At 49.7% G+C, this 25,765-nt stretch carries 20 protein-coding genes; 6 read left to right on the top strand and 14 right to left on the bottom strand.

The window, feature by feature from the left end:
- Positions 1-135 precede the first annotated feature (135 nt).
- Both mglA and mglC read left to right on the top strand, forming a co-directional pair.
- Positions 136-1,656: a galactose/methyl galactoside ABC transporter ATP-binding protein MglA gene (gene mglA / locus D8682_RS23190; protein WP_064545008.1), complete on the top strand. Its 1,521-nt coding sequence runs from the start codon at positions 136-138 to the stop codon at positions 1,654-1,656.
- Positions 1,657-1,675: 19 nt separating this feature from the next.
- Positions 1,676-2,686: a galactose/methyl galactoside ABC transporter permease MglC gene (gene mglC, locus D8682_RS23195; protein WP_064545011.1), complete on the top strand. Its 1,011-nt coding sequence runs from the start codon at positions 1,676-1,678 to the stop codon at positions 2,684-2,686.
- Positions 2,687-2,727: 41 nt separating this feature from the next.
- Here the strand turns inward: mglC and D8682_RS23200 are convergent, their stop codons facing one another.
- The 6 genes from D8682_RS23200 to ldtB form a co-directional block, all read right to left on the bottom strand.
- Complete coding sequence (locus D8682_RS23200; RefSeq protein ID WP_121815219.1) at positions 2,728-3,501, bottom strand: hypothetical protein; 774 nt, start codon at positions 3,499-3,501, stop codon at positions 2,728-2,730.
- A 23-nt stretch (positions 3,502-3,524) separates the two neighbouring features.
- Positions 3,525-4,238, bottom strand: coding sequence for an outer membrane permeability protein SanA (gene sanA, locus D8682_RS23205; protein WP_064545015.1), 714 nt, complete (start codon positions 4,236-4,238; stop codon positions 3,525-3,527).
- Positions 4,239-4,369: 131 nt separating this feature from the next.
- Positions 4,370-5,254: a cytidine deaminase gene (cdd, locus tag D8682_RS23210; protein WP_121815220.1), complete on the bottom strand. Its 885-nt coding sequence runs from the start codon at positions 5,252-5,254 to the stop codon at positions 4,370-4,372.
- Positions 5,255-5,384: 130 nt separating this feature from the next.
- Positions 5,385-6,080: a CidB/LrgB family autolysis modulator gene (locus tag D8682_RS23215; RefSeq protein ID WP_064545019.1), complete on the bottom strand. Its 696-nt coding sequence runs from the start codon at positions 6,078-6,080 to the stop codon at positions 5,385-5,387.
- Entirely contained in the window at positions 6,077-6,478 is a 402-nt protein-coding gene (locus D8682_RS23220; protein ID WP_121815221.1) for a CidA/LrgA family protein, read from the bottom strand. Before D8682_RS23220 ends, D8682_RS23215 begins: the two co-directional genes overlap by 4 nt.
- A 194-nt stretch (positions 6,479-6,672) precedes the next feature.
- The gene (gene ldtB / locus D8682_RS23225) at positions 6,673-7,593 is read right to left on the bottom strand and encodes a L,D-transpeptidase (RefSeq protein WP_064545113.1); all 921 of its coding nucleotides are present in this window, start codon (positions 7,591-7,593) and stop codon (positions 6,673-6,675) included.
- Between the two features lie 232 nt (positions 7,594-7,825).
- On the opposite strand from ldtB, the gene D8682_RS23230 reads away from it, so the two are divergent.
- Complete coding sequence (locus tag D8682_RS23230; RefSeq protein WP_121815222.1) at positions 7,826-9,421, top strand: ABC-F family ATPase; 1,596 nt, start codon at positions 7,826-7,828, stop codon at positions 9,419-9,421.
- Between the two features lie 136 nt (positions 9,422-9,557).
- Here D8682_RS23230 and D8682_RS23235 read toward each other — a convergent pair whose 3' ends face one another.
- Entirely contained in the window at positions 9,558-11,921 is a 2,364-nt protein-coding gene (locus D8682_RS23235) for a glycoside hydrolase family 31 protein (RefSeq protein ID WP_121815223.1), read from the bottom strand.
- A 17-nt stretch (positions 11,922-11,938) separates the two neighbouring features.
- Positions 11,939-13,240, bottom strand: a complete 1,302-nt coding sequence (locus D8682_RS23240; protein WP_121815224.1) for an MFS transporter — start codon at positions 13,238-13,240, stop codon at positions 11,939-11,941.
- Between the two features lie 296 nt (positions 13,241-13,536).
- Here D8682_RS23240 and D8682_RS23250 point away from each other — a divergent pair, with 296 nt between their 5' ends.
- Positions 13,537-14,610: a LacI family DNA-binding transcriptional regulator gene (locus tag D8682_RS23250; protein ID WP_064545027.1), complete on the top strand. Its 1,074-nt coding sequence runs from the start codon at positions 13,537-13,539 to the stop codon at positions 14,608-14,610.
- A 39-nt stretch (positions 14,611-14,649) separates the two neighbouring features.
- On the opposite strand, the gene D8682_RS23255 is transcribed toward D8682_RS23250, so the two are convergent.
- From D8682_RS23255 to moeA, 6 genes are all read right to left on the bottom strand, one after another.
- Positions 14,650-15,783 carry a CfaE/CblD family pilus tip adhesin gene (locus D8682_RS23255; protein ID WP_064545029.1) on the bottom strand — a complete coding sequence of 378 codons (1,134 nt, stop codon included), beginning with the start codon at positions 15,781-15,783 and terminating at the stop codon, positions 14,650-14,652.
- Positions 15,780-18,467: a TcfC E-set like domain-containing protein gene (locus D8682_RS23260; protein ID WP_121815226.1), complete on the bottom strand. Its 2,688-nt coding sequence runs from the start codon at positions 18,465-18,467 to the stop codon at positions 15,780-15,782. Before D8682_RS23260 ends, D8682_RS23255 begins: the two co-directional genes overlap by 4 nt.
- A 123-nt stretch (positions 18,468-18,590) precedes the next feature.
- Positions 18,591-19,124 (bottom strand): CS1 type fimbrial major subunit, encoded by a 534-nt coding sequence (locus D8682_RS23265; protein ID WP_064545032.1) that lies wholly within the window; start codon positions 19,122-19,124, stop codon positions 18,591-18,593.
- Positions 19,125-19,638: 514 nt separating this feature from the next.
- Positions 19,639-20,355 (bottom strand): hypothetical protein, encoded by a 717-nt coding sequence (locus D8682_RS23270; RefSeq protein ID WP_064545034.1) that lies wholly within the window; start codon positions 20,353-20,355, stop codon positions 19,639-19,641.
- Between the two features lie 334 nt (positions 20,356-20,689).
- On the bottom strand, positions 20,690-21,439 hold the full coding sequence (gene moeB, locus D8682_RS23275) for a molybdopterin-synthase adenylyltransferase MoeB (protein WP_064545036.1): 750 nt from the start codon (positions 21,437-21,439) through the stop codon (positions 20,690-20,692).
- Positions 21,440-21,441: 2 nt separating this feature from the next.
- Positions 21,442-22,674, bottom strand: coding sequence for a molybdopterin molybdotransferase MoeA (moeA, locus tag D8682_RS23280; protein WP_064545039.1), 1,233 nt, complete (start codon positions 22,672-22,674; stop codon positions 21,442-21,444).
- 256 nt (positions 22,675-22,930) lie between these two features.
- Here moeA and iaaA point away from each other — a divergent pair, with 256 nt between their 5' ends.
- Complete coding sequence (iaaA, locus tag D8682_RS23290; RefSeq protein ID WP_064545043.1) at positions 22,931-23,884, top strand: beta-aspartyl-peptidase; 954 nt, start codon at positions 22,931-22,933, stop codon at positions 23,882-23,884.
- A complete protein-coding gene (gene gsiA, locus D8682_RS23295) occupies positions 23,884-25,734 on the top strand; it encodes a glutathione ABC transporter ATP-binding protein GsiA (protein ID WP_121815227.1) in 1,851 nt (616 codons plus the stop codon). The genes iaaA and gsiA overlap by 1 nt, the downstream gene beginning before the upstream one ends.
- The last annotated feature ends 31 nt before the right edge of the window (positions 25,735-25,765 follow it).

Raw genomic sequence — 25,765 nt, forward strand, 5'->3', positions numbered from 1 at the left:
AGCTGCCGGGGACTCACGAGCTTGTCGCCTTTGTGCAACTCGAATTATTTTGGATATGGTTTTAAAAAAAGTGTCGAGCCGGATGTGATTTTCGTCCGGCTCAATCCACTCAGTGACACTATTGGAACCGTAATTATGGTCGACAATATTACAAATCAGTCGTCGGAATATTTGTTGGAAATGACCAACATTAATAAATCATTCCCCGGCGTTAAGGCACTGGATAATGTTAATTTAAAAGTTCGTCCTCATTCCATTCACGCATTAATGGGTGAGAACGGTGCAGGCAAATCAACATTATTAAAATGCCTATTTGGGATCTATGCCAAAGATTCCGGCAGTATTCTTTTTCAGGGACAAGAAGTTAACTTTTCCAGCACCAAAGAAGCGCTGGAAAATGGTATTTCTATGGTGCACCAGGAATTAAACCTGGTTTTACAACGTACCGTAATGGATAACATGTGGCTGGGGCGCTACCCAACTAAAGGTGTATTTGTCGACCAGGACAAAATGTACCGCGATACCAAACATATTTTCGATGAACTGGATATTGATATTGACCCTAAAGCACGTGTGGGCACATTGTCAGTATCACAAATGCAGATGATCGAAATTGCCAAAGCGTTTTCTTACAATGCCAAAATCGTCATTATGGATGAGCCAACATCCTCGCTGACAGAAAAAGAAGTTAATCACCTTTTCAAAATCATCCGTAAATTAAAAGAACGCGGCTGCGGTATTGTTTATATCTCCCACAAAATGGAAGAAATTTTCCAGCTGTGCGATGAAATCACGATTTTACGTGACGGGCAGTGGATTGCCACCCAGCCATTAGAAGGGCTGGATATGGATAAAATTATCTCCATGATGGTGGGCCGCTCGCTAAACCAACGCTTCCCGACAAAAGAAAACGTGCCGGGTGAAGTGATTATGGAAGTCCGTAACCTGACTTCACTACGTCAGCCTTCGATTCGCGATGTTTCCTTTGATTTGCACAAAGGGGAAATTCTTGGCATTGCTGGTCTGGTCGGTGCAAAACGTACTGATATTGTTGAAACACTTTTTGGTATCCGTGAAAAATCAGACGGTACTATTACGTTGCACGGCAAAAAGATTAATAACCATAGCGCGAACGAAGCGATTAACCATGGCTTTGCCCTGGTGACAGAAGAACGTCGCTCAACCGGTATTTATGCGTACCTGGATATTGGTTTTAACTCACTGATTTCTAATATTCGCAATTATAAAAACAAAGTTGGCTTACTGGATAATTCGCGCATGAAAAGCGATACCCAATGGGTAATCGACTCAATGCGTGTCAAAACACCAGGTCATCGCACGGCGATTGGTTCGCTGTCCGGTGGTAACCAACAAAAAGTGATTATTGGCCGTTGGTTATTAACACAGCCAGAAATTTTAATGTTAGATGAACCGACTCGCGGGATTGATGTTGGGGCTAAATTTGAAATTTATCAGCTTATTGCTGAACTCGCCAAAAAAGGGAAAGGAATCATCATTATTTCGTCCGAAATGCCAGAGTTGTTAGGGATTACAGATCGTATCCTGGTGATGAGCAATGGTCTCGTTGCCGGAATTGTAGACACTAAAACAACCACGCAGAACGAAATATTACGTCTTGCGTCTGTGCACCTTTGATAATTTAGGGGCTATTAAAATGAGTGCGTTAAATAAGAAAAGTTTTCTAACTTATCTGAAAGAAGGCGGCATTTATGTCGTATTGCTGGTGCTGCTGGCGATTATTATTTTCCAGGACCCAACGTTTTTAAGCTTGATGAACTTAAGTAACATTCTGACCCAGTCTTCCGTGCGTATCATCATTGCATTGGGTGTGGCGGGGCTGATTGTGACTCAGGGTACTGACCTGTCAGCAGGTCGCCAGGTAGGTTTAGCGGCGGTTGTCGCGGCGACATTCCTGCAATCAATGGAAAACGTAAACAAAGTTTTCCCTGAAATGAGCACCATGCCAATCCCGTTGGTTATCCTGATCGTTTGTGCTATCGGCGCAATCATTGGTCTGGTTAACGGTATTATCATTGCTTACCTGAACGTGACGCCGTTTATCACCACTTTGGGTACCATGATCATCGTTTACGGTATCAACTCCCTGTACTACGACTTTGTTGGCGCATCGCCAATTGCGGGGTTCGATAGCGGGTTCTCGACCTTTACCCAGGGCTTTATCAAGATGGGTAACTTTAAGCTCTCGTACATCACGTTCTATGCGTTGATTGCGATTGGCTTTGTCTGGATTCTGTGGAACAAAACGCGCTTTGGTAAGAACATCTTCGCCATCGGTGGTAACCCTGAAGCCGCTAAAGTTTCTGGTGTTAACGTTGCACTGAACCTGATCATGATTTACGCGCTGTCTGGTGTGTTCTACGCCTTCGGCGGGATGTTAGAAGCTGGGCGTATCGGTTCTGCGACCAACAACCTTGGCTTCATGTACGAACTGGATGCGATTGCGGCGTGCGTCGTCGGCGGTGTGTCATTCAGCGGCGGCGTGGGGACGGTCGTGGGCGTGGTGACCGGTGTTATCATCTTCACCGTCATCAACTACGGTTTGACGTATATCGGCGTGAACCCTTACTGGCAGTACATCATCAAGGGTGCGATCATTATCTTCGCGGTCGCACTGGATTCATTGAAATACGCACGTAAGAAGTAATTTATTGTCAGGGTGGGCGAAGGCTCACCCTGATCATTTAATCAAAATGCACTGTCAAACTGCTCTTTTTTATCCACCGGATAAACTTTCCCATCAAAACGCAGAATAATATCTGTTTCCTCTTCGCCAACCTTTGTTTCTGCACATTTACCGGCTTTATCCCGGTTTGTTTCATTTGAGACTTTTTTATCGTGTACTCGCAGATCGGCATAGCCGTTGCTGGTAGTGTTTAACACCGAAATAGTTCGCTTGTTTTTCGTAAAATATCCCGTGCAAGCCCCATCCCACTCTCCGCTGTCAATCACCATACTGAAGTGATTAACCAGCAAAGGCAGCGTTTTGTCTTTAAGCACATACATATTCAGGCTTTCAACACCGAACTGGTTAACATTGGAAGAACCAGTATGGACAAAGCGGATGGCAAAGGCGCGTAAATCTGGGGTGAGCTGGTAACGTGCTGTATCGATGGTGACAGAGCTAGTTGCTATCGCATCATCCTGAATGGCTTGCGGGTGGGTATTGCGCGCAATTACCTTACCGCTATGTGTGTCCGTCACTAACACATCGACGTCGTAGATGGGCATATTGGGGTCAGCGTCGGGTGCGGATAACATCATCACCATAATGGTTTTGTCTGGAGCCCACGGCCACACTTTGCAGGCACTGTTACTTTCATTTAGCTGACTTGTAGGATGCAGCAACGCGGCCTGTGTTTTTAACTGCGCCATGCATTCTTCTTCTGCCTGCGCCAGTGCAGGTGCAGCCAGCAGACTGAGTGCGGGAACCAATGCCAGTAATATTTTATTAACAGCCATTCTTCCTTCCTTGAGGGCTTACTTTAGGGTTTTTTCTGTAACTCCAGCAACTGTTCTGGCGTCACAGCCGGATAAGCTTGTGCATCTTCAGGTACTTCATGCATTGCAGGAATTGGCACCAATGGGCCAAGAAAACGCGGTTCACGTTTAAAGATATACAGATCCGCGAGCGCGCCTAATCGGGCACCAAATTCACGGATACGTACAGTCATCATATTTTTTGGCGAGGGAACGGCGTAACACTGCGCCTGGATACCCATATGCAAGGCAATAAATAGCGCACGTTCGCAATGGAAACGCTGGGTGATAATGATGAAATCGTTGGTATCAAAGACTTTGCGGGTACGAACGATAGAATCCAGGGTACGAAAACCAGCGTAATCCAGCACGATGTCGGCCGGGTCAACACCACCGGCAATCAGATCTTTACGCATGGTCATGGGTTCGTTGTAGCTTTGCAGGGCATTATCGCCGCTTAACAGCAGGTAATTTACTTTACCGCTGTTATAAGCATTTAACGCGCCCTGAATACGGAATTGGTAATACTGATTAATCACGCCTGTGCGGTAATATTTGGCGGTTCCAAGCACCACGCCGACCTGGCGGTAGGGCAAGTCCTGCAATTCATCATAGACGTAAGGCGCAGTTTTCCAGCTTATCCAGCGGTCAAGACATAGCGCAGCGACCACAGCCAATCCGATTATCACCAACAGGCTATAAAACACGCGCTTCAACATGGACTTGCGGCTCTAAAAAAGGAGGGAATTTTATTCAAGGCTACTTTACCTGGTGGGTAAGAGCAAGATTCACTGCGTTGGTTGCGTTAAATTTAAACAGTACGGACGCAAGCACGCCCGTACTGTGAATATCAATTCAAAAGTGCGCGGTCAATATTCATACAGCCCAGCGCTTTTAATGTGGCAGCGGTCGCATCCCATTGAGTTAGTGGTGCTTCGGCTTTTTCAGCAAGTATTGCCCGCTGAATATCGTTATAGTCATAACCCGAAAGACTCAGCAGATTCAGTGCGGCCTGCAGTGGTGGCAGGGAAGGATTGAATGCCGCGTTTTCTGCATAGCTCCCTTTGAAAATCGTCCCGTCACGCATTTCCAGCGCCACACCTGAAGGCGCGTTGCTGTACGGCGCATGGCTACGGTTTGCCGCGGCAATGGCGGCACGGCTTAATTCATCGCCCTGCAACTCAAAGCCATGGTCCATTTCATCAAGCAGCAAGGTTTTGATTTCTAAATCGCGTGGGCCAAAGGCATCAGGCAGATAATCGCCAAGCGTGGCGGGTTTACGGCCTGGCAAATTAATGCGTAGTGCTACACCGCTATTCAGCTCGTTCATAAACTGGCGGCAATGGCCACAAGGTGTGTAGTTAACCGTAATGGCGGAGAGTGCTTTTTCACCGCGCATCCACGCGTGAGTAATTGCGCTCTGCTCGGCATGAACGGTCTGCTGCATGGTGGAGCCGAGAAACTCCATATTGCCGCCAAAATAAAGGTTACCGCTTACACCGCGCGCCACAGCGCCGACATAAAACTGTGATAAATCAGCACGTGCACAAGAGGCTGCGAGTGGCAATAAGGCGAAGGCCAATGCATCGTCATCAAGGCCGGTCTGAGCTTTCAGTGATTCTACTTCGGAAGCAATAAACATTGCCGGGAAATGAGAGTCAGTAATCAAGGGTTGCAGTGCGGTTTGCAGTGCAGCCGGGAGTTGTGCGAGAGCAGCCTGAAAACGTGAGCGCATGGAAATTAGCCTCATAACAAGTGATTGACCCGTAGTTTACGGGTCTGTATAGGCTTTATATGTGATCTTCATCTAATTACAAATGCAACGTATGAAATAAAGAATGAAAATGCGCGATCTCTCGCAAGTTTTAACCTACAACGGCCAAAATAACCGGGAACAGGAACGGGGCAATCAGTGAGGTAATGATGCCGCAGATCACCAGCGCCAATGAGCTAAAAGCCCCTTCCTGGTAATCAAGTTCCGCGCAGCGAGCGGTGCCGAGGGCATGAGATGCCGTCCCCATCGCAAGACCACGAGACGCCTTAGTGGTAATGTTCATTAAATTCAAAAGGGTATGACCAAATACGGCACCCAAAATACCGACAAAAATCACACAGACTGCGCTAATCGCCGGGATCCCACCGATACTGCCACCGACTGCCATTGCGATAGGGGTGGTCACTGATTTCGGCAAAATCGAAGCGGCAATTTGCGGAGTTGCCCCCATCAGTAATGCCACCGAAGTACCGGTAATCATCGCCACCATACTGCCAATAAAACAGATAGTGATAATGGATTTCCAGCGCGCGCGAATCTGGTGAAGCTGTTCGTAAAGCGGGAAGGCGAGGGCAACAACGGCCGGTTGCAGCAAGTCATTTAATACTTTACTGCCTTCGAAATAATGTTCGTAAGGGGTACGGGTCAAGACCAGGATTGGGATTATCACAATCATGGAAATCAGCAACGGGTTCAGAACCGGCGATTTATAACGGACAGCAACCTGGCGAGCCAGGAAAAAAGTCGCCAGTGTTAAAGGTAAAGACCACCAAAGATGATGAATCATTTTGTCTCACCCTCGCGCTCGCTCACCACTTTACGCTCGCCATGCATTAACTGGGAACTCCAGCTCACCACCACTAACACCACCAGGGTACTGATAAAACATGAGACCACGACAGGGCCAAATTGTTGTTTTATTACATCGACATACTGCATCACACCTACGCCAATCGGCACAAACAGCAGCGCCATGTTACGAATCAATATTTGGCAACCGGGTTTAACCCATTTGGCAGGGACGATTTGCAGCGACAGCAATACAAACAAAATCAGCATGCCAATAATGCTGCCGGGGATGGTGATAGGAAGCAGTGACGAAATGGCAATACCTGCATATAAGCATATGTAAATTAATATAAATGCCCGCAGGTACTGCCATAGTGTGGTGAGTGAGTTACGCATAGTGATTACCTTTTAGAAAACGCATTCATCATACAATTAAACTCAAAAATGTGCTACCGGTCACATCATGAATTATTAGCATACCAAACATTCCTGTCTGGAACGTTCCAGAAAGTTTTGGGCATTATCACAACACATATTTTGAGGACAAAAAAAGCGGCCCGTAGGCCGCTCTTCAAAGCTGTAATCTTCGCTTAGTTCAAGCGTACCGGCATACCGGAACGGCCCTGAATAGCTTGATCCAATACGGTGCTGTCAACGTCAGGCTGAGCGGTAATCGCGGTCACGTTGTTTTTCAGCGTGATAGGGACAATCTCAGTGGAGTTGAACTGCGCTTCAGTGGTCGACAGTGGGTTATGCACTTCAATGTAGCGCGTACCATCTGGCTCAACGGTGGCTTTAACCGGTTCGTTGATGAACTGAACGCGGGTACCGACCGGCACTTTCTCGAACAGGAATTTGATGTCTTCATTACGCAGACGCACACAACCGTGGCTCACGCGCAGGCCGATACCAAAGTTTGCGTTGGTACCGTGAATTGCATACAGACGACCAATGTACAGTGCATACAGACCCATCGGGTTATCCGGGCCAGCTGGAACAACCGCTGGCAGTGGCGTACCGGCAGCAATATATTCTGCGTGCATTTTCTTCGTTGGCGTCCAGGTTGGGCCCGCTTTCTTACGTTCTACTTTTGTTGTCCAGTTCAGTGGGGTGTCTTTACCCAACTGGCCGATACCGATTGGCAGCACGATAACCGTGTTGGAGCCAGCAGGGTAATAGTAGAGGCGCATTTCAGCACTGTTAATAACAATACCTTCATGGACGGTGTCCGGCAGAATCAGCTGCTGAGGAATATTCAGGATGGTACCAGGCTTTGGCAAATACGGGTCAACACCCGGGTTTGCTTCCAACATGTTGGAAAGACCCATCTGGTAACGTGCTGCGAATTCTTCCAGCGGTGCGGTGCTACCTTCAGGAATGGTGACAACCTGGTTTTGACCAATCAAACGGCTGCCATCAGTAGGCAGAGGATAGGTCACGGCAGAAGCTGTTTTGCTAAAAGACACGACAGCCACAAATGCCAGTAAAATAGTGCGTAGTTTCATATTCATGGTATGCGAATTATTTACGGCCATGCAGGCTAGTTAGTGAAGAAACGGAGCGGTTTAGCCGCGCATTATATGTGCATTCTCGCGACCAGGGAAATCAGATGTGTATTAAATCACATTTTTTTCCATATTGATTATTTTATCGCCAGTGAACAAGCAGGGCGATCTGCACATTGAGTTATGGCATAATGTGCCGGATCTCACATCTTAAAACTTCTTTTACCAGGACATCTCTGTGCTAGTTTCCAGCAACGTCACAATGCAGTTCGGCAGTAAGCCGCTGTTTGAAAATATTTCTGTCAAATTTGGCGGCGGCAACCGTTACGGCTTGATCGGCGCTAACGGTAGCGGCAAGTCTACCTTTATGAAGATCCTCGGTGGCGATTTAGAGCCAACGCTGGGTAACGTTTCACTTGATCCGAACGAACGCCTCGGTAAGTTGCGTCAGGATCAATTCGCCTTTGAAAAATTCACCGTGCTCGACACGGTAATCATGGGCCACGCTGAACTCTGGGAAGTAAAAGAAGAGCGCGACCGCATTTACGCGTTACCAGAGATGAGCGAAGAAGACGGCTACAAAGTGGCTGACCTGGAAGTGTTGTACGGCGAAATGGACGGTTACACCGCTGAAGCACGCGCGGGCGAACTGCTGTTAGGTGTCGGCATTCCTGTAGAACAACATTACGGCCCGATGAGCGAAGTTGCTCCAGGCTGGAAACTGCGTGTGTTGCTGGCGCAGGCACTGTTCTCAAACCCAGAGATTCTGCTGCTTGATGAACCGACGAACAACCTGGACATCGACACCATTCGTTGGCTGGAAACCGTGCTGAACGAACGTAACAGCACCATGATTATCATTTCGCACGACCGTCACTTCCTGAACATGGTGTGTACTCACATGGCGGATCTGGACTACGGCGAACTGCGTGTTTATCCAGGCAACTACGACGAATACATGACGGCAGCAACACAAGTGCGTGAACGCCTGCTGTCTGACAACGCGAAGAAAAAAGCGCAGATTGCAGACCTGCAATCCTTCGTTAGCCGTTTTAGTGCCAACGCCTCTAAATCTCGCCAGGCGACTTCTCGTGCGCGTCAGATTGATAAAATCAAACTCGACGAAGTTAAAGCATCCAGCCGTCAGAACCCGTTCATTCGCTTCGAGCAGGACAAGAAACTGTTCCGTAATGCGCTTGAAGTTGAAGCTATGTCTAAAGGCTTTGATAACGGCCCACTGTTCAAAGGCGTTAACATGCTGCTGGAAGTGGGTGAAAAACTGGCGATTCTGGGTACCAACGGCGTGGGTAAAACCACTCTGCTTAAAACCCTGGTTGCTGAACTGTCTCCAGACGCAGGTACTGTGAAGTGGTCTGAGAATGTGCAAATCGGCTATTACGCACAGGATCACGAATACGAATTCGAAAATGACCTGACGGTGTTCGACTGGATGAGCCAGTGGATGCAGGAAGGCGACGACGAGCAAGCGGTGCGCAGCATTCTTGGCCGTCTGCTGTTCAGCCAGGATGACATCAAAAAGCCTGCTAAAGTGCTTTCCGGTGGTGAAAAAGGCCGCATGTTGTTTGGTAAGTTAATGATGGAACGCCCGAACGTTCTGGTGATGGATGAACCTACCAACCACCTGGATATGGAATCTATCGAGTCGCTGAACATGGCGCTGGAGATGTACCCAGGAACGCTGATCTTCGTTTCTCACGACCGTGAGTTTGTTAGCTCGCTGGCAACGCGTGTGATTGAGATTACCCCAGAGCGTGTGATTGACTTTACCGGCGGGTACGAAGATTACCTGCGCAGTAAAGGTATTGACGGTTAATTTAGTTTTGTAGGGTGGATAAGCGCTAGCGTCATCCACCATTTGCACCTGATTGTCGGATGACGCTGCGCTTATCCGACCTACGAAATAGCTTCGTCAGCAGTTTTAAACCGCCTTTCGGCGGTTTTTTTATATCTTAAATCTTCAATAAATCCTGCTCAATGCCATCAACAACCAAACGGCGTTTTTCCCCAGCAGGAAGCGTCAACTTCATCTCGCTCCATGCCGGTTGATAATCCCCTTTACGGCTAAACGACACATGAATCTCATCTGCCGTACAGCGAATTTCCCAGCTCAGCCACAACGCATTACCTTGCTGATAACCCCATGACTCGCCGTCGTCTTCAAACAGGCTGCCGTGTGAAACGCCAGTCCCTTGCAACGGATACACTTTCAACTCGCGCACATTATCAGCGCTCGCTAACACATGCGTAATGCGTGCAGAGTGCGGCAGGGCAGCACCGGCGCGCACCAGCAGCGGCAGGCGTTCGAGCGGAGCATCAACCACAATTGTCTGGCCGCCGCTATACCACTGGCCGGTGTAGTAATCGTACCAACCCGCGCCGTTTTCTGGCAGCCAGATTTCGCGCTCGCGTTGGCCTTCTTCCACCACACTTGCGACCAGCAAATCACGGCCCAGCATAAAGTCATCACACTCTTCGAAGGTTTTCGCGTCGTGCTCATGATCAAGGAAGGTGGAGCGCAGCATCGGTTCGTCGTCAGCATGGGCTTGCCACAGCAGCGTGTAGAAATACGGTAGCAGGCGATAGCGTGTTTCAATCGCGCTACGGATTGCCGGAGTCACACTTGCGTACATCCACGGCTCGTTGACAGTCTGGTCATCATTCCATGAGTGAATGGTGAAGCGCGGGTGCATCACGCCATTTTGTACCCAACGGACAAACAGCTCGGCATCTGGTTTGTCGCCAGAGAAACCGCCGACGTCATGCCCGACGTTATACAAACCTGACAGGCTCATGCCCACGCCCATACGAGTGTTGTAGCGCAGCGTATTCCAGTTGGTGCGGTTATCGCCGCTCCAGGTTTGCACGTAACGCTGCATCCCGGCGCAACCTGAACGCGAAATCAAATACGGGCGTTTTTCCGGTGCAAAGGCTTGTTGTGCTTCGAGCGAGGCACGCATCATCAACAGCGGCATGACCGGGCGAATATTTTTGATGGCGATTTCCTGGCCAAAGCCGTAGCAACGCGCTTCGCCATCCCACACTTCGTATTCGTTGTTATCGTTCCAGGTGGAGTCGATACCCATTTCCAGCAGTTGCGTAGTGACGCCGTTTTGCCACCATTTGACCGTTGCCGGGTTGGTGAAATCGAGGTGTGAACCTTCATCGTCCCAGAAGACCGAGCGTTCCGGGCTATCTTGCTCGGAATCTTTAATAAACAGACCTTGCTCAACCACTTCCTGATAACGAGGGTGATCCTGCAACAGGCACGGCTTAATGTTCGCCGCCAGTTTGATGCCCGCATCGTGGAATGCCTGGCTCATCACTTTTGGTTGCGGCACTTTGTCGTCGTTCCAGTTGAACACATAACGCTTGTTTTTGATGGAAGTGTAGCCCGATGACAACTGGAACGAATCGCATGGGATCGCATGCTCGTTACATAGTTTGATAAAACTCATCAGCTGGTTTTGCGCATCAGGTGCATCGGTGTAATGCATGGTTGAGCCGCTGTAACCGAGGCTCCATTTCGGGCCAAACAGCGTTTTACCGGTCAGGCGCACAAACGCTTTGGTGACATCTAAAACCTGCGGGCCGAGGAACAGGTAATAATCGACATCGCCCGACTCTGCCTGCCAGCGGCGATACGGCAGGTGATAGTTGTCAATTTCGTTACCCAAATCCAGCCAGCAACTGCTCAGGTTGTCGTAAAACATCCCGAAGCTCACATCCGGACGGCGCGTGATGGTAAACGGAATATGCTTGTACAGCGGGTCAGTGGATTCCGCGTTGTAACCCATCGCATCCAGGTTACGCATTTCGTAGCGTTTACCGGTACGCTGCAACGGGCCAGCTTTTTCGCCCAGGCCGTAATAACGTTCTTCTTTGAAGCGGCGCTGATAATGCGCCACGCCATCGCCATGGGCGTTCAGCAGATAAGCGCTGGTTGGGCGGTCGCTTGCCAGCAATTGCCACTGGGAATCCTGATTCAGATATTCCCACTCCAGCCACAGCGGCTGGTGAACAGTGACGCGCAGTTTATCGGTGCTGATGCGCAGAGTGTCATCTAATTCTTCTACCGTGAAACCAGGCAGAGCGAAACCTTGCAGGCTTTCACGGTCGCGGCCTTCCCACGGCACATCACTTTCTGGCGCAATGCTCCAGGTGCGGTTCAGTGCCAGTTTGTTTTCGCGCTTAATCAGCACGCGGAACATGCCTTGCTCCAACACGAACAAATTCAGGCGATGTTTCCCATCCACGCTTAACTCAACGTGGTTGGCATCAGATTTTAATAGTGTCCAGGTTTTCAACGTTTTCATCGTTCACAATCCATCTATCAGGCGCGCTTAGTGCGGCGTTCAGCAATAAAAGAAACCAGGAATACAGCGCCAATCAGGTCAAAGAAGCCCATGGCGATAAACAGCGGGTTGTAGCCAATTTTGTCGGCGGTGACGCCAATCAACAGTGAGAATAAGAAGCTGGCGATCCAGGCCGCAGAACCGCGCATGCCGTTAACCGTCGCCATCTGGCCTTTATCAAAGGAGTCCACAACCAGCGCACTCAACATGCAGGAAATAATCTGGTGCCCGAAGCCACCAATCGAAATCAATGCAATGGTGACGTACGGATCTTTAGTGATGGCAACCAGTGCCAGCGAGATCATCAGGAAAGCCCCGGTCACCGAACTGGCGACGATGGAGTTGGTGCGTGAGTAACCAAACCAGCGGGTATAAAGCTTGGTCAGATAGCCACTTGCCACGCTGCCGAGGTCGGCGGCGAGGAACGGCAGCCAGGCGAACATGGCAATTTGTTTGAGATCCATTCCACGTTCGTTTGCCAGATACAGCGGAACCCAGAAGCTCAACACCGCCCATGCCGGTTCGGCCATAAAAGCAGGGATAGCAATACCGTAGAAACGCTTGTTTTTGCCGACGGTTTTCAGTGCAGTCAGGAAAGGCAGTTTCACCGCAGCAGGTTCGTTATCTTGTTTGATGAACTCCAGTTCTTCTTTGCTGAGGTTCGGGTGCTGTTCCGGGTTGTGATAGAACATCCACCACAAAATAACCCACAACATGGCTAACACGCCGGTGAACATAAACGCGCCCTGCCAGCCGAAAGAGGAATGCGCAAAATAGACAATTGGCGGTGCCAGCATGGCACCAATCGAGAAACCAACGCCTGCCCAACCCGCAGCAATAGGGCGCTCTTTTTTCGGGAACCATTCGCCAATCGTTTTGGCGTTAGCTGGGGTTGCCGCAGCTTCAGCACCTCCCATAAAGAAGCGCAAGATAGCCAGATGCAGCCAGCTTCCGGCACCTGCGTGCATGATGCACACTACCGCCCAAAGACCTGCGCAAATTAAGAAGCCCAGCTTGAGGCCGATTACGTCAATCAGCCAGCCACAAATCGGTTGGAAGAGGGTATAAGCAAGCTGGAATGAAGCGACAATCCAGGAATATTGTTCAGTGGTAATACCAAGACTGGTTTTCAGCTCTGGAGCCAAAATACCCAGTGAGTTCCGGGTAATGTAGTTAACGGTAACGCCTAACAAGAACAGCACCAGAACCCACCAACGCAGGTTGCGGATGGTGCGCCTGCCCTTTACGGCAGTGACACCCGGATTAATGCCATGACTCATGTCGTTCTCCACGAAACAGCTGTATCTATCGGAAAAATTTATCCATTCATTGATTGAATAAATTTGTATCTCATTGATTAATAATTATTTTAATGAATGCTTGCCAAGAAATAGCAGGTTCAATCTCGGCAATGGAGAAAGCGTAGAGCAGCAAGAACATTCGCAATAGCGACTTCGGTGCAAAAATTTTCATTTGAAAGCCAATTACGTGCGTTCGATAACGAAAAAACCAGTAATAAAGCCCTACAATTTGTCGTGAAAATTTTTTCATTGCCAAAATGGGCATAGATCACATAATGAGTAAAAAGCTAAAAATCACTGAAATTGCAGCAGAAACAGGGCTCTCCATCAGTACGGTTTCCCGCGTGCTGGCCGGGAAATCAAATACCAGCGAACTGGCCCGGCAACAGGTGCTCAACTGCGCCGAGCGAAAAGGCGTGCTTGAGGGCATGGCGGCGGGGCGTATGTTACTTAACAGCCTGGTCGTTTTTGCGCCGCAGCGTGCATTTGATGAGCGATCTGACGTTTTTTATTATCGCGTCACCCAGGGGCTGAGCAAGGCGCTGATACCCCATGAAGTGCGGCTGCGTTACTGCGCGCTGGAAGAAAACGACAGCGACGCCAACATGTTCCTGAGCAAAATGAATGAGCCAGAAACGGAAGCGGCGATCTTACTGGGCATTGACGATCCGCACATTCACGATCTGGCAGTCGATCTCGGTAAGCCTTGCGTGTTGATCAACTGCCGTGACCGCAAAATGCGTTTGCCGGGAGTGGCACCGGATCACCAGTTAATTGGCGACTTTGCCGCGAGTTATCTGTTTGAACAGGGCCATAAAGAGATCGTCACTTTGCTGTGCTTACGGCGCTATACCATGGAGTTGCGTCTTGCCGGTATTCGCGATGCCTGGGAGGCTAGCAACCTGCAATTTGATGACGCACGCCACCTGATTACCGCGCAAAGTTTCAGCTCCAAAGAGAGTGAAAAGTTAATCAGCGAATTTCTGGAAAACACGCCGCGCCAGCAGTTACCCACGGCTTTTTTGGTGGGTGGTGATTTTATGGCGGCAGGAGTGGTCAGTGCGCTGCAAAACGCGGGTTTGCGCGTGCCGCATGACATTTCGGTAATGAGTATCGACGGTTTTAATCTGGCTGCAATTCACGATGTGCCGCTAACTTCGGTACACGTCCCACGCGACCAGTTAGGCGAAGAAGCGGTGCATATTCTCCAACAGCGTTTAATCCGCCCGGATGCGCCGGTGGGGAATTTATTGCTCAATGGAATGTTGGTGGTGCGTGATTCAGTGCGCCGTATTCGCCCGAATAAAAACCATACGGCGGTCAGCAGCGTGGGGCTTTATGACGAGTGAAAGCTGCACACCTCAGATTGCGAGGTGTGCAGTAATCAATTAATCCACCGTCGGCGTGGTTGGCGTGAAAATCACACTCAACGTTCCGCGATAATGCCCGGCATTTTTATCCCGAATCGAAAATTTATCGACGCTGATAACTAATGGGGCGGGTACGCATAACACGGGATAGGTGAGGCTGGGCAATCTGACCGGGCGAATTTTGTTCTGGTTGATTTGCGTCCAGACAATACTCTGATTGTTTTGCACCGCCAGCATTCCGCCGGTTTCCGGGTCCTGAAGTTTAACGTGATAATCAATTCTGTCGCGTTCAGGGCCTTTTGTTCCTTCCTCCCGGAAAATTGAAAAATCGCCGCTCGCCCGGTCTGCTGGCAACACGCCTTCATCCTTGAGCCGCAATTCAAAGCGGGTACTGTTTGAGTTGTAACCATCGTACAAACACATATCCAGATAAGTGGTATCTTGCGCATACGCGCTGGCATCTGGCGCTCCACGCGGGCGTAAATCAAGCTCCACTAAAGGAGCTGCGCTGCTAAATTCCGGGAAATAAATATCAATATGGCTTGGGTCAATGACATTCAGCTCGATATGGGAATTGAAATCGGCCAGAAATGTTACGGGACTCCACTGCATTAATTTAAAGTGCAAATCAGCCTGCCACAGCCCGCCTACGGGTAATTTTCGGAGTTCAGCGGCGGGAATAGAGGTGGTGAGTGACGTCTCTGAAGTATGGGCTGTACCAACCTCACAGTCGTAAATGGCGGCAGAATAAATTTGGAAGTGCCCCTTATATCCGGGACAGTCTCCTCCGAACTCTCGTTGTTCAGAAAAACCGGATAAATTCAGTACCACCTGCATTCCGCTGCGTTTTTCCGTAAATAACAGCGGTATCGTTGTAGTCCCGGTGGCAGCCCAGACTTGTTTAGTGCTGCATTTGCCATGCTTTGGATCGCTGTTACTTTCGCAGACCCATCCATTCCTTCCCCACTTACCATAATCTTCTGTGTCATATCCACCCGATTCGCGCGCCCAGATGCTGATATCGGCGGAAGGCGGTGACACGCGGTCAAAGGTGCGCTGAATATTGACCGTGCTGGGTGCCGGTGGTCTTACGTCTGCCTGTGCCCCATATGTCATAGCCCACAGCATGATTAAACTGATTATTCGTTTCATTGTTTTCCTCCCTGAGCGGATGACGCGGTTTCAACGGCCTGGCTGGATTTCAGTTTCACCAGCAACAATTCATGCACATCGTCAGGCAAATCTTCACGAAGAATGGGTTGGCAAGATACATCGCCCACGAAGCGGATAATGCCGCGCTGTTTTTTCACCTTCAGAGGGCACTGATAAACGGTGTCCTGGGACAAAACATAAAGCGCTGGGGCGTTGGTGGTCAGTTCTGCGGTAAATCCGCCTCCCTCGCTGAGCAATAGCATTTTGCTGTTCAGCCCGACAACCGGTTGCGCAGTGACAGCCAGCGGTAAAAGAAGGCGGCCAGTAAAGCCATAACGATGCTCAATCTGTACATGGCGTAGGCGTAATTTACCCGGCAGCAGCATAATATTTCGCCCTCCCGCTCCATTGACGATATTGGTTGTGCTGCCCTGATTGAGCGGTGCACTGCTGTCGCTCACGTCTACCACCGCAGGCTCGAAGCCCATTAACGGGAATAATGCTGCTCCCCCTTGTGTGATATGTGCGGTACGGTTTCCGCTAACTTGCGCGTCCACGGCAATGCCTTCATCCACTCCAGCAGAGTCTTCAATATCTACCAGTACGGCAGAGGAGGGTTCATTGAAACCTGCCGCACCCCAGTGAATGCCTTCCCGGCTGGCAGCAACGGTTGAACTCCAGGTTCCGCTGAATGCGGTAGTGTGTTTATTGTCTTGCTGGTCATAACTGTCAGACAGCGCCGAACTCAGGTTGCCGTATTGCCCCTCCAGTCGCCCACTGATCCCGGTATCCAGCGTATCGGTGTTGATGCCACCCGCTTCAAGCGTCAACTCTTTGTGTTTATCACGATCCTGATACCAGCTATGCGCGACGTTATAAGACAGTTGTGATGGCTGGTTTTCGCTGTCACGGTAATCCGTGCTCAGACGGGTTGACTGGCTGTTGCCTGTTTCATCAGCGCGGGGGGACTGGTTCACGGAAAGTGAAAGGTACACGCCATTATCTGTGCCGTTGAAACCGTCATCCTCGCGCCGGAAAACACCCAGCGTTGTATTGAATATCCAGTCGCTGCGGCTGAATGCTCGCGAGGCGCTGAACTGTAGCGTTTTCGAGGTGTTATTTTCACTGGCCTGTTGTAACAGGTTGTCTTCGTAGCTTTTGTCTTCCTCCCACGGCGTGTGGTAGTCAGAATTATTTTTTGTGCGGATGTAGCCCAGCATAAAATTCCATGCCAGGGCATTAGCCGTGAGTGTGGCATTCAGACTCTCATAACATCCCTGGCTACTGTAATCGTTACTGTCATTTTGGGTGCTAGAACAATGGTCGCCGGAAGAAGAAAAACGATAAATGTTCAGGCCGGGCATGTTGTTGGCAGACCAGTTAATTTGTTCGCTGTCGCCCTGGCTTCCTTCTGTGCTGTGAAACAGTCTGCCGATCAGGTCAACGGTACCCGCAGCGTCCAAATCCTGGGAATAATCTATGCCGGGTTCAATGTAACCGGCGCTGTCTACAGCTGCCGTGCCCAGCGTGAAAGAAAGTGTAGAGATCAACGGAACGCGCACGCCAGCCTGGAAGGCTGCGTTGTCCTGCGTGTCGCTGTCGCTTATTTTGCCACCCTGTATAAACCAGTGGGCTTTACCGTCATCCAGCCCGCCAGTTTTGGTAAACGGGGCGCTTTCGGTGCGCACAAGCTGGTTACTTTCATAGACGCGCAGGGTGACGTTGTAACTCCCCGAGGGGAATAATGCGCTATCAATATTCTGGTTGCCGGGCGAGAGATAAAAAGAGCCAAGCAGTTGTTCATTACGGTAAGCATCGACCCGCGCACTACGGGTCAGCAGAATAGTAAGCGGTGTACCCTGGCCTGCCTGTTCACGGTTCAGGTAACTCATTGTGGTGCCGATACGCACGCCGTCAATGGCTCCGAGGGGCAGGAAACTGAAGTTGAAATTCCCTCCCTGGTTGTTGAATAACATTCGGCTGTCCATGCGGCCCAACTGCGTGTAATAACGTTGCCCAATGTCATAGCGATAATAAAGATCGTTAAGATCAGCCTGGTTATCGTAGTCATCTTCATTTTGTGAGGCTGAAAATGACCAGTCACCACCGATATAACTGTTGTCGCTGACCCCCAGCGCACCCGAGCCCTGTATATAAAAATTGCTGAAGTCTTCCTGAGCAAGAAAGTTCATATCCTGCTGGTGAATAAAGGCATTCACCACATCTGTGGTAGTCGGGGAGAGATATAAAGACTGCTCACCGGAAGCGGGGAGCCACTCCTTCTTTATAAACAGAGTTACGCTGTTTTCATTGTTATCGTAAATAGCATCAACGCTGTCAGTTTTAATAAACCCACAACCGGTACTTTGCTGTCCATAACTGCAAGCAAGAATATCATTGCGCGCCAAAGGTGCCGCCAGGGCATTAAGGATTTGCTGGTAATCTCTATCGGTGGGTTTTACGGGTAATTCGAGTGCGGCGAGGACTTTTTCTGGCTCGAGGAATTTCACGCTATCCAGACTGACAATTGCATCAAAAAGGCCGACATGTTTAGCCGCTATCACTACATCGACACGCTCCTGTATACCCTGCGCAAGAATTTCAAACCCGGCGGGGATTTTTAAAGAGGCTGCATTAGTATTCAGTGAAAATGTGGCAAGGAGTATAAAATAATATTTCTTCATTGATGTACGCCTGCACGGGGAAATAATACCCATCATCCAACTTTTATTAACTAAGAAGGAAATGATCGCTGAATATAAATACAGCCAGCATATTACTGGCTGTATTCGGAGAAAAAGGGCGAATTATGGCCCTGTAACGACATCCTGATAAAGATAAATACTGACCACACCCTGATACATACCGGTTTCCACAGGCCCTTTAGTCGCCTGGGCAATGGTTAACTCTTTCGACACAGAGCCGGTTTTTGCTGCATCTGCGCCATTAGGGAACAGAACCGCGGTGGTGATATCAATCGGTGTGGTGCTGCTCATTACTTCACCGCCCCAGCTTACAGAAAGAGGGATCAGGGTAGCCGTCGGCCCGGTGTTATTCACTAACTGCGCGTCAGTGATTAATTGCAGATGCACATCACCAGCGGTAGATGCGGTGGCATTTGACCATATTTTTGTCATCAGAGAGACAGGAGATAAACCATTACCTGGAATATATTGCATATCTACCGATTTCGGTAACGCGCTACCGTCAGAAAGTGTCATATCAATACTGGCATCAACGTTTGCTGTAACAGTAATATCTTTCTGCACGGCAACCGCTGAGCCTGCCAATGAAATAAACAAGGCAGCAACAGTAAGGGGTTTAACCATAAATGACTTCATTAAATTATCCTTAATATAATTAAATTTACAATAGAGTTAAGTAACATGTCGTTACTGGTGTTTCGGTATTATTCCCGTCATACTTCAAGTTACATGTGCGTTGGCATTCCGCGCTCACCCCAGTCATTTACTCAATTAAGCTCCAGAGGATTCACTTGATTGCCATCTACCTGTATCTCGAAGTCGGCGGATATAATTAGTTAGGGTGTATCGGTAGTGCATTGGTGAATGTAAATACTGACCACTCCATAATATAAATCAGTATTTAATTGACCCTGATTCAACATTGATATTACTAGCGGCCTAGCCAGTGATCCAGTATTAACTCTACTCTCCGTATCGGGGAATAATGTTGATATGGGGAAGCAAATATCAGTATTAACGCCAGCGTTTAATCTACCCCCCCCAGGTAACTTTTAAATCGGCATTAGTATTGATACTTTCATCGTAAGAAAATGGGATAAGCTTAGGGGCTAAAGGCAGATTCAGGCATATACCACCTGACACATAATTTTTAGTTTAGATTAAATTCAACGCTGGTGACTTTTTTATCAATCCAGTTTTTATATTTAACCATAACTCTTTCATAACCTACTGTGGCGGGCAATGAGTATTGCTTATCAGGGAATATATTACGATTATCTTTTTCCCATTGGCATTCAGCGTCTTCTTTTCCATGCTGACACAAACCCACATCAATAATTTTCACACGCTGTGTGCCATTATTTTGTAAATACCGATTATCTTTAGTCAGGGAAATATCAATTTTGGGCTGACTGGGGGGGACAGTCACTAAAATTCCCCAGACAAGATTCACACTGACATCGGTTTTAATCTCTGTTCCTGTCGTAGTCGATGATGGTTCATCAAGCGACGGCACACTCTCAAACATGACGCGATAGATTTCTTCTTTTTCTGGCATGTTCATGGCGACAAAGCGGATAAGCTTACTGCTGCCGCCGGGAATGGCAAATTTAGGCGGCATAATGGCTAAGCCATTTTCGCTTCCGGTCTCGACAACAACTTCTTTTTCTTCGGGAGTGCCGGGATTAGTTATTTTAAGCAGGCGGGTTTTTACAAACTGCACATCATTAGTTTTTGATAATAACCTTACGCTGCCTTCGCCTTTTGTATCAAGGCCCACAGCCATCGGGTAAACAGTAATGTTTGCCTGGGTAATAGTACAATAAAGAAAACACATCCAGGCTACCGGGCGGAAAAATGTGGACATAAATTAAAATCCTTAGTTACAGGCAGTCACTAAATCTTAATGATTAAGCAGAAACAGATACCAGACAAATCCGGAAGGACTATAAAAAATTAAATTGATTTAATATATGTAAAAAAATAGATCGATAAGATCAATATATTTAATCGTGAGGCTTGATGGGCGTGGTAATTCATTTGTGACGTGAATTGATGATAATACATTAATAGTTTTTGATAAATAATTAACTTTGAAATATGACAAATTAAATCAGGAATATCAGGAGGTGGTTTATGAGGAGGGAGCCACTTTTTATAGGGATAAAAAATGGCTTTCAGGAAGTTAATGTAGTTTGCGGTTACCCGCACACCTCACATTGCGGATTGCGCGGCAGTTTCATCTCGCGGAACTGGCAGGTCATCGCGTCGTACATCACGATTTTCCCGCTGGCCGGCGTGCCGTAATGCGCCAGCAGTTTGATGGCTTCCATCGCTTGTAAAGAACCAATAACGCCGACTAACGGTGCCATCACACCCGCTTCAACACAGGTGAGCGCGTTGTCGCCAAACAGGCGGCTCAGGCAGCGGTAACACGGTTCGCCATCCTGATAAGTGAATACGCTGATTTGCCCTTCCATACGAATGGCCGCAGCGGAAACCAGCGGTTTTTTCAGCGTAAAACAACACTGATTGAGCTGATTGCGAATCGCCACGTTATCAGTGCAATCCAGTACCAGATCGTGCTTCGCTACTAACTCCAGCAGTTGCGTTTCATCAAGCAGCGCATTAACCGTATCAATCTGAATATGCGGGTTGATTGCGGCCAGCGCATTGCGCGCAGAGTCGACTTTTAACTGCCCAATTGTGGCATCGCGGTGCAGGGTCTGGCGCTGCAAATTAGACAGCGCCACAGTATCAAAATCTAACAATGTCAGGTGGCCGACACCTGCCGCCGCCAGATACGGCGCGCTGGCGCAACCGAGACCGCCGAGCCCAACAATCAAAACACGCGCGGCTTTCAACGCTTCCTGGCCGTCAAAATCAAAACCACGCAAAATAATTTGCCGGTTGTAGCGCATCATTTCTTGATCGCTCAGTTCAGCGCTCATGGTTAGCCCCCAAACAGATGATTAAATGGCTCAACGTCAACCCAGTCGCCCGCCTCAACGTTACTACGTTCAAGCTCCAGTACGATAAAACAGTTGGCCTGGCTAAATGAGCTGAAAATATGTGAACCCTGATGGCCAGTGCTCAATACTTCTAATTGCCCATCTTCACCGGTACGCATAATGCCACGCTGGAAATCGAGGCGGCCGGGGGATTTTTTCAGGCGGCCGACGGTACGCACACGCTGGCGTGGTGGCAGGGCATTACCTTGCTGGCCGCTTAATTTGGCTAACAGCGGCTGAACCAATTGGTAGAAGGTTAGTGCCGCAGAAACTGGATTACCCGGCAGGCCGCAGAACCAGCTGTTTTTCAGGCGACCAAAGGCAAACGGTTTACCTGGTTTAATTGCCAGTTTCCAGAAACCAACTTCACCGAGTTCTTCAAGCAACTGTTTGGTGTAATCCGCTTCACCGACCGAAACGCCGCCGCTGCTGATCACCACATCGGCCTGGCTGTCAGCTTCAATAAATGCCGCTCGCAGAGTTTCAGGATCATCACGGATAATCCCTAAATCAATGACCTCGCAACCTAATTGCTCAAGCATGATATGCACCGCCAGGCGGTTGGTGTCGTAAATTTGCCCTTCGCCAAGCGGAGTGCCTGGCAGTTGCAGTTCATCACCGGTTGAGAACACGGCGACGCGAATCGCGCGTAGCACCGCGACTTCGGCGATACCCAGTGAGGCAATTAGAGGTAATTCCGCGGCAGTCAGTTTTTTACCCGCAGGTAGCACGCTCGCGCCCTGGCGAATATCTTCGCCACGCAGGCGAACGTTTTGCCCGTTTTTCACGGCTTCGTTAAAACGCACGCCGCTTTCGGTGACGGTGGTTTCTTCCTGCATCACCACCGCGTCGGTACCTGCTGGCACCGGTGCACCGGTCATAATGCGAATGCAGGTTGCCTCCGGCCATTCACCGCTAAAAGGTTGACCAGCGAAAGCTTTTCCCGCCACCGGCAATGCCGTACCTAACGCCAAATCTTTCAGGCGTACCGCGTAGCCATCCATTGCAGAGTTATCAAACCCCGGGACATCAATTGGTGAAGTGACAGGGTGCGAGGTAATGCGCCCGGCAGCCTTCAGCAAAGGGATGGACTCAGATTCGGTGACAGGAACAATACGCGACAACATCTGTTCCATTGCGGTTTCGAGGGGGATAAGACCGGCGGTAAATTCCATGAAAGCTCCTGCAACGCGGGAAAAATATGGCGAACATTATGTCAGAGAAATGCCTGGTGCTGAATGTTCCATTGGGAGTAATCGAATTCGGCATTTTCCTTTACATCACATTTACATCTTTCTATATTCAAAAATCGTCTCATAGCGATTCAATTTATCTGATATTTATAGCTTTCCCTGGTCGGATAAGCGCAGCGTCATCTGACCACACAACGGACTCCGACAATATAACGAACTCTGACAAGGCAATGTCGAAATGAGCAAAGCAGTAATCGCGATTCACGGTGGCGCGGGAGCCATTACTCGTGCACAACTCAGCCCTGAAAAAGAGCTGCTATATATTAAAGCTTTATCGGAAATCGTTGAGGTGGGCCAGTCCGTGCTGGGGGCGGGCGGCAGCGCGTTAGACGCCGTCACCGAAGCGGTGCGCTTGCTCGAAGAATGCCCGTTGTTTAACGCCGGTATCGGCGCCGTCTTTACCCACGACGGCACCCATGAACTGGACGCCTGCATCATGGATGGCAACACCCTCGAAGCGGGTGCCGTGGCGGGTGTCAGCCATATTCGCAACCCCGTTCTGGCAGCGCGCCAGGTGCTGGAACACAGCCCACATGTGCTGTTGATTGGGCGCGGTGCAGAAAACTTTGCACAGCAACAAGGCCTTGAGCCTGTTTCGCCGGACATCTTTTTCACTCAGGAACGCTGGGATCAACTACAACGTGCCCGAACCAGCCAGCAAACCGTGCTTGATCACGATGGTGGTGAGCCGATCAATTCAGATACCAAATTTGGCACGGTCGGAGCCGTGGCACTCGATCAATATGGCAATTTGGCCGCCGCAACCTCTACGGGCGGGATGACCAACAAAATGCCAGGCCGCGTAGGCGATTCACCGATTATCGGTGCGGGTTGCTATGCCAATAACGCCAATGTGGCCGTCTCTTGTACCGGAACTGGCGAAGTATTTATGAAAACGCTTGCGGCCTACGATATTGCAGCGTTGATGGAATATGGCGGGCTGAGTCTGCAACAAGCGACAGAACGCGTAGTGATGGAAAAACTTCCGGCGCTGCAAGGCAGTGGCGGGGTGATTGCTATCGATAACGAAGGCAATGTGGCGTTGCCATTTAATAGTGAAGGGATGTACCGCGGCTACGGTTATGTCGGGGACGCCCCAAACGTTGGAATTTATCACAGCCAGGAGCATTGATGCCCCATAGTCACGAACTGCCCGACGACGAAGTGCTGTCTGTTAGCCGACTGAACGTTCGTTTTCGCCAGGAAAATGCCGACACCCAGGCGGTGTCCGATTTGTCGTTTGTGCTAAAGCGCGGCGAAACACTGGCGATTGTCGGGGAGTCCGGCTCTGGGAAATCAGTCACAGCGCTAGCCTTAATGCGCCTGCTGGAAAAGACCGCGAGCATTGTTGAAAGCGAAAAAATTTTGCTGCGTCGCCGCAACGGTGAGGTGATTGAACCGGCGACGCTGAGTTCATCGCAAATGCGCCATGTGCGCGGCGCGGATATCGCCATGATATTCCAGGAGCCGATGACGTCGCTCAACCCGGTATTTCCGGTGGGTGAACAAATTGCCGAATCTATCCGCCTGCATCAGGGGCTGGATAAACAGGCGGCGCTGGAAGAAGCACGGCGTATGCTCGAACGGGTACGCATTCCGGAAGCAAAAGCTATTTTGGGGCGTTATCCGCATCAGCTTTCTGGTGGCATGCGCCAACGCGTGATGATAGCGATGGCGCTGTCGTGCCGTCCGGCGGTGTTGATTGCCGATGAACCGACCACCGCACTCGATGTGACGATTCAGGCGCAAATCCTCCAGCTTATCCGCGTGCTGCAAGATGAAATGCATATGGGCGTGATATTTATCACCCACGATATGGGCGTGGTGGCCGATATGGCCGACCGCGTGCTGGTAATGTATCGAGGCGTGGCCGTCGAAACAGGCAGCGTGGAACAGATCTTTAACGCGCCTGTTCATCCTTACACCAAAACGCTATTGGCTGCGGTGCCGCGTCTTGGCGCGATGAATGGCCGTGATTTACCGCGCAAATTCCCGCTGGTGAATCCAGAACATCCTGACCGTACAGAACCTGAAACCGAACAAGACACTATTCCGTCTGGTGCGGTGCCGGTGCTGCAAGTGCGCGACCTGGTGACGCGTTTTGATATTCGCAGTGGCATTTTCAACCGCGTCACCAGTCGCGTATACGCAGTAGAAAAAGTGAGTTTTGACTTATGGCCTGGCGAAACGCTGGGGCTGGTGGGAGAGTCAGGAAGTGGCAAATCCACCACCGGACGGGCGCTGTTGCGGCTGGTAGAAACTCAGGGTGGCAGCATTCATTTCAACGGCCAACGTATCGACACGCTCTCCAATGCCGACATGCAGCATGTGCGCAAAGACATCCAGTTTATTTTCCAGGATCCGTATGCCTCGCTCGACCCGCGTCTGACGGTGGGTTATTCGATTATGGAACCGTTGCTGGTTCATAACGTGATGTCCACAGCGCAGGCGCAACAACGCGTGGCGTGGTTACTCGAACGCGTGGGATTGCAGCCCGAACATGCGTGGCGTTATCCCCATGAGTTTTCCGGCGGTCAACGGCAGCGCATTTGCATTGCGCGCGCACTGGCACTCAATCCGAAAGTGGTGATTGCCGATGAGTCTGTCTCGGCACTGGATGTCTCTATTCGTGCGCAAATCATCAACTTGCTACTCGATTTACAGCGTGAGTTTGGCATCGCCTTTTTGTTTATTTCCCATGACATGGCGGTAGTTGAGCGCATTTGTCATCGCGTGGCGGTGATGTATCTCGGGCAAATTGTCGAAATCGGCCCGCGTCGCGCGGTGTTTGAAAACCCGCAGCACCCGTATACCCGCAAACTCATGGCTGCTGTACCGGTTGCCGACCCCGCGCACCGTCGGCCTAAACCTGTTTTGCTTTCTGATGACATCCCCAGTAGCACGCACAAACTGGGGTTTGAACCGCATGTTGCAACGCTTGTGAATGTTGGACCAGGGCACTTTGTTGCCCGGTCACAGTGATATTTTTGGCAGGGATAATCAGGAGAACTTC

The organism is Buttiauxella sp. 3AFRM03 (assembly GCF_003675305.1).
GTDB classification, from domain to species: domain Bacteria; phylum Pseudomonadota; class Gammaproteobacteria; order Enterobacterales; family Enterobacteriaceae; genus Buttiauxella; species Buttiauxella ferragutiae.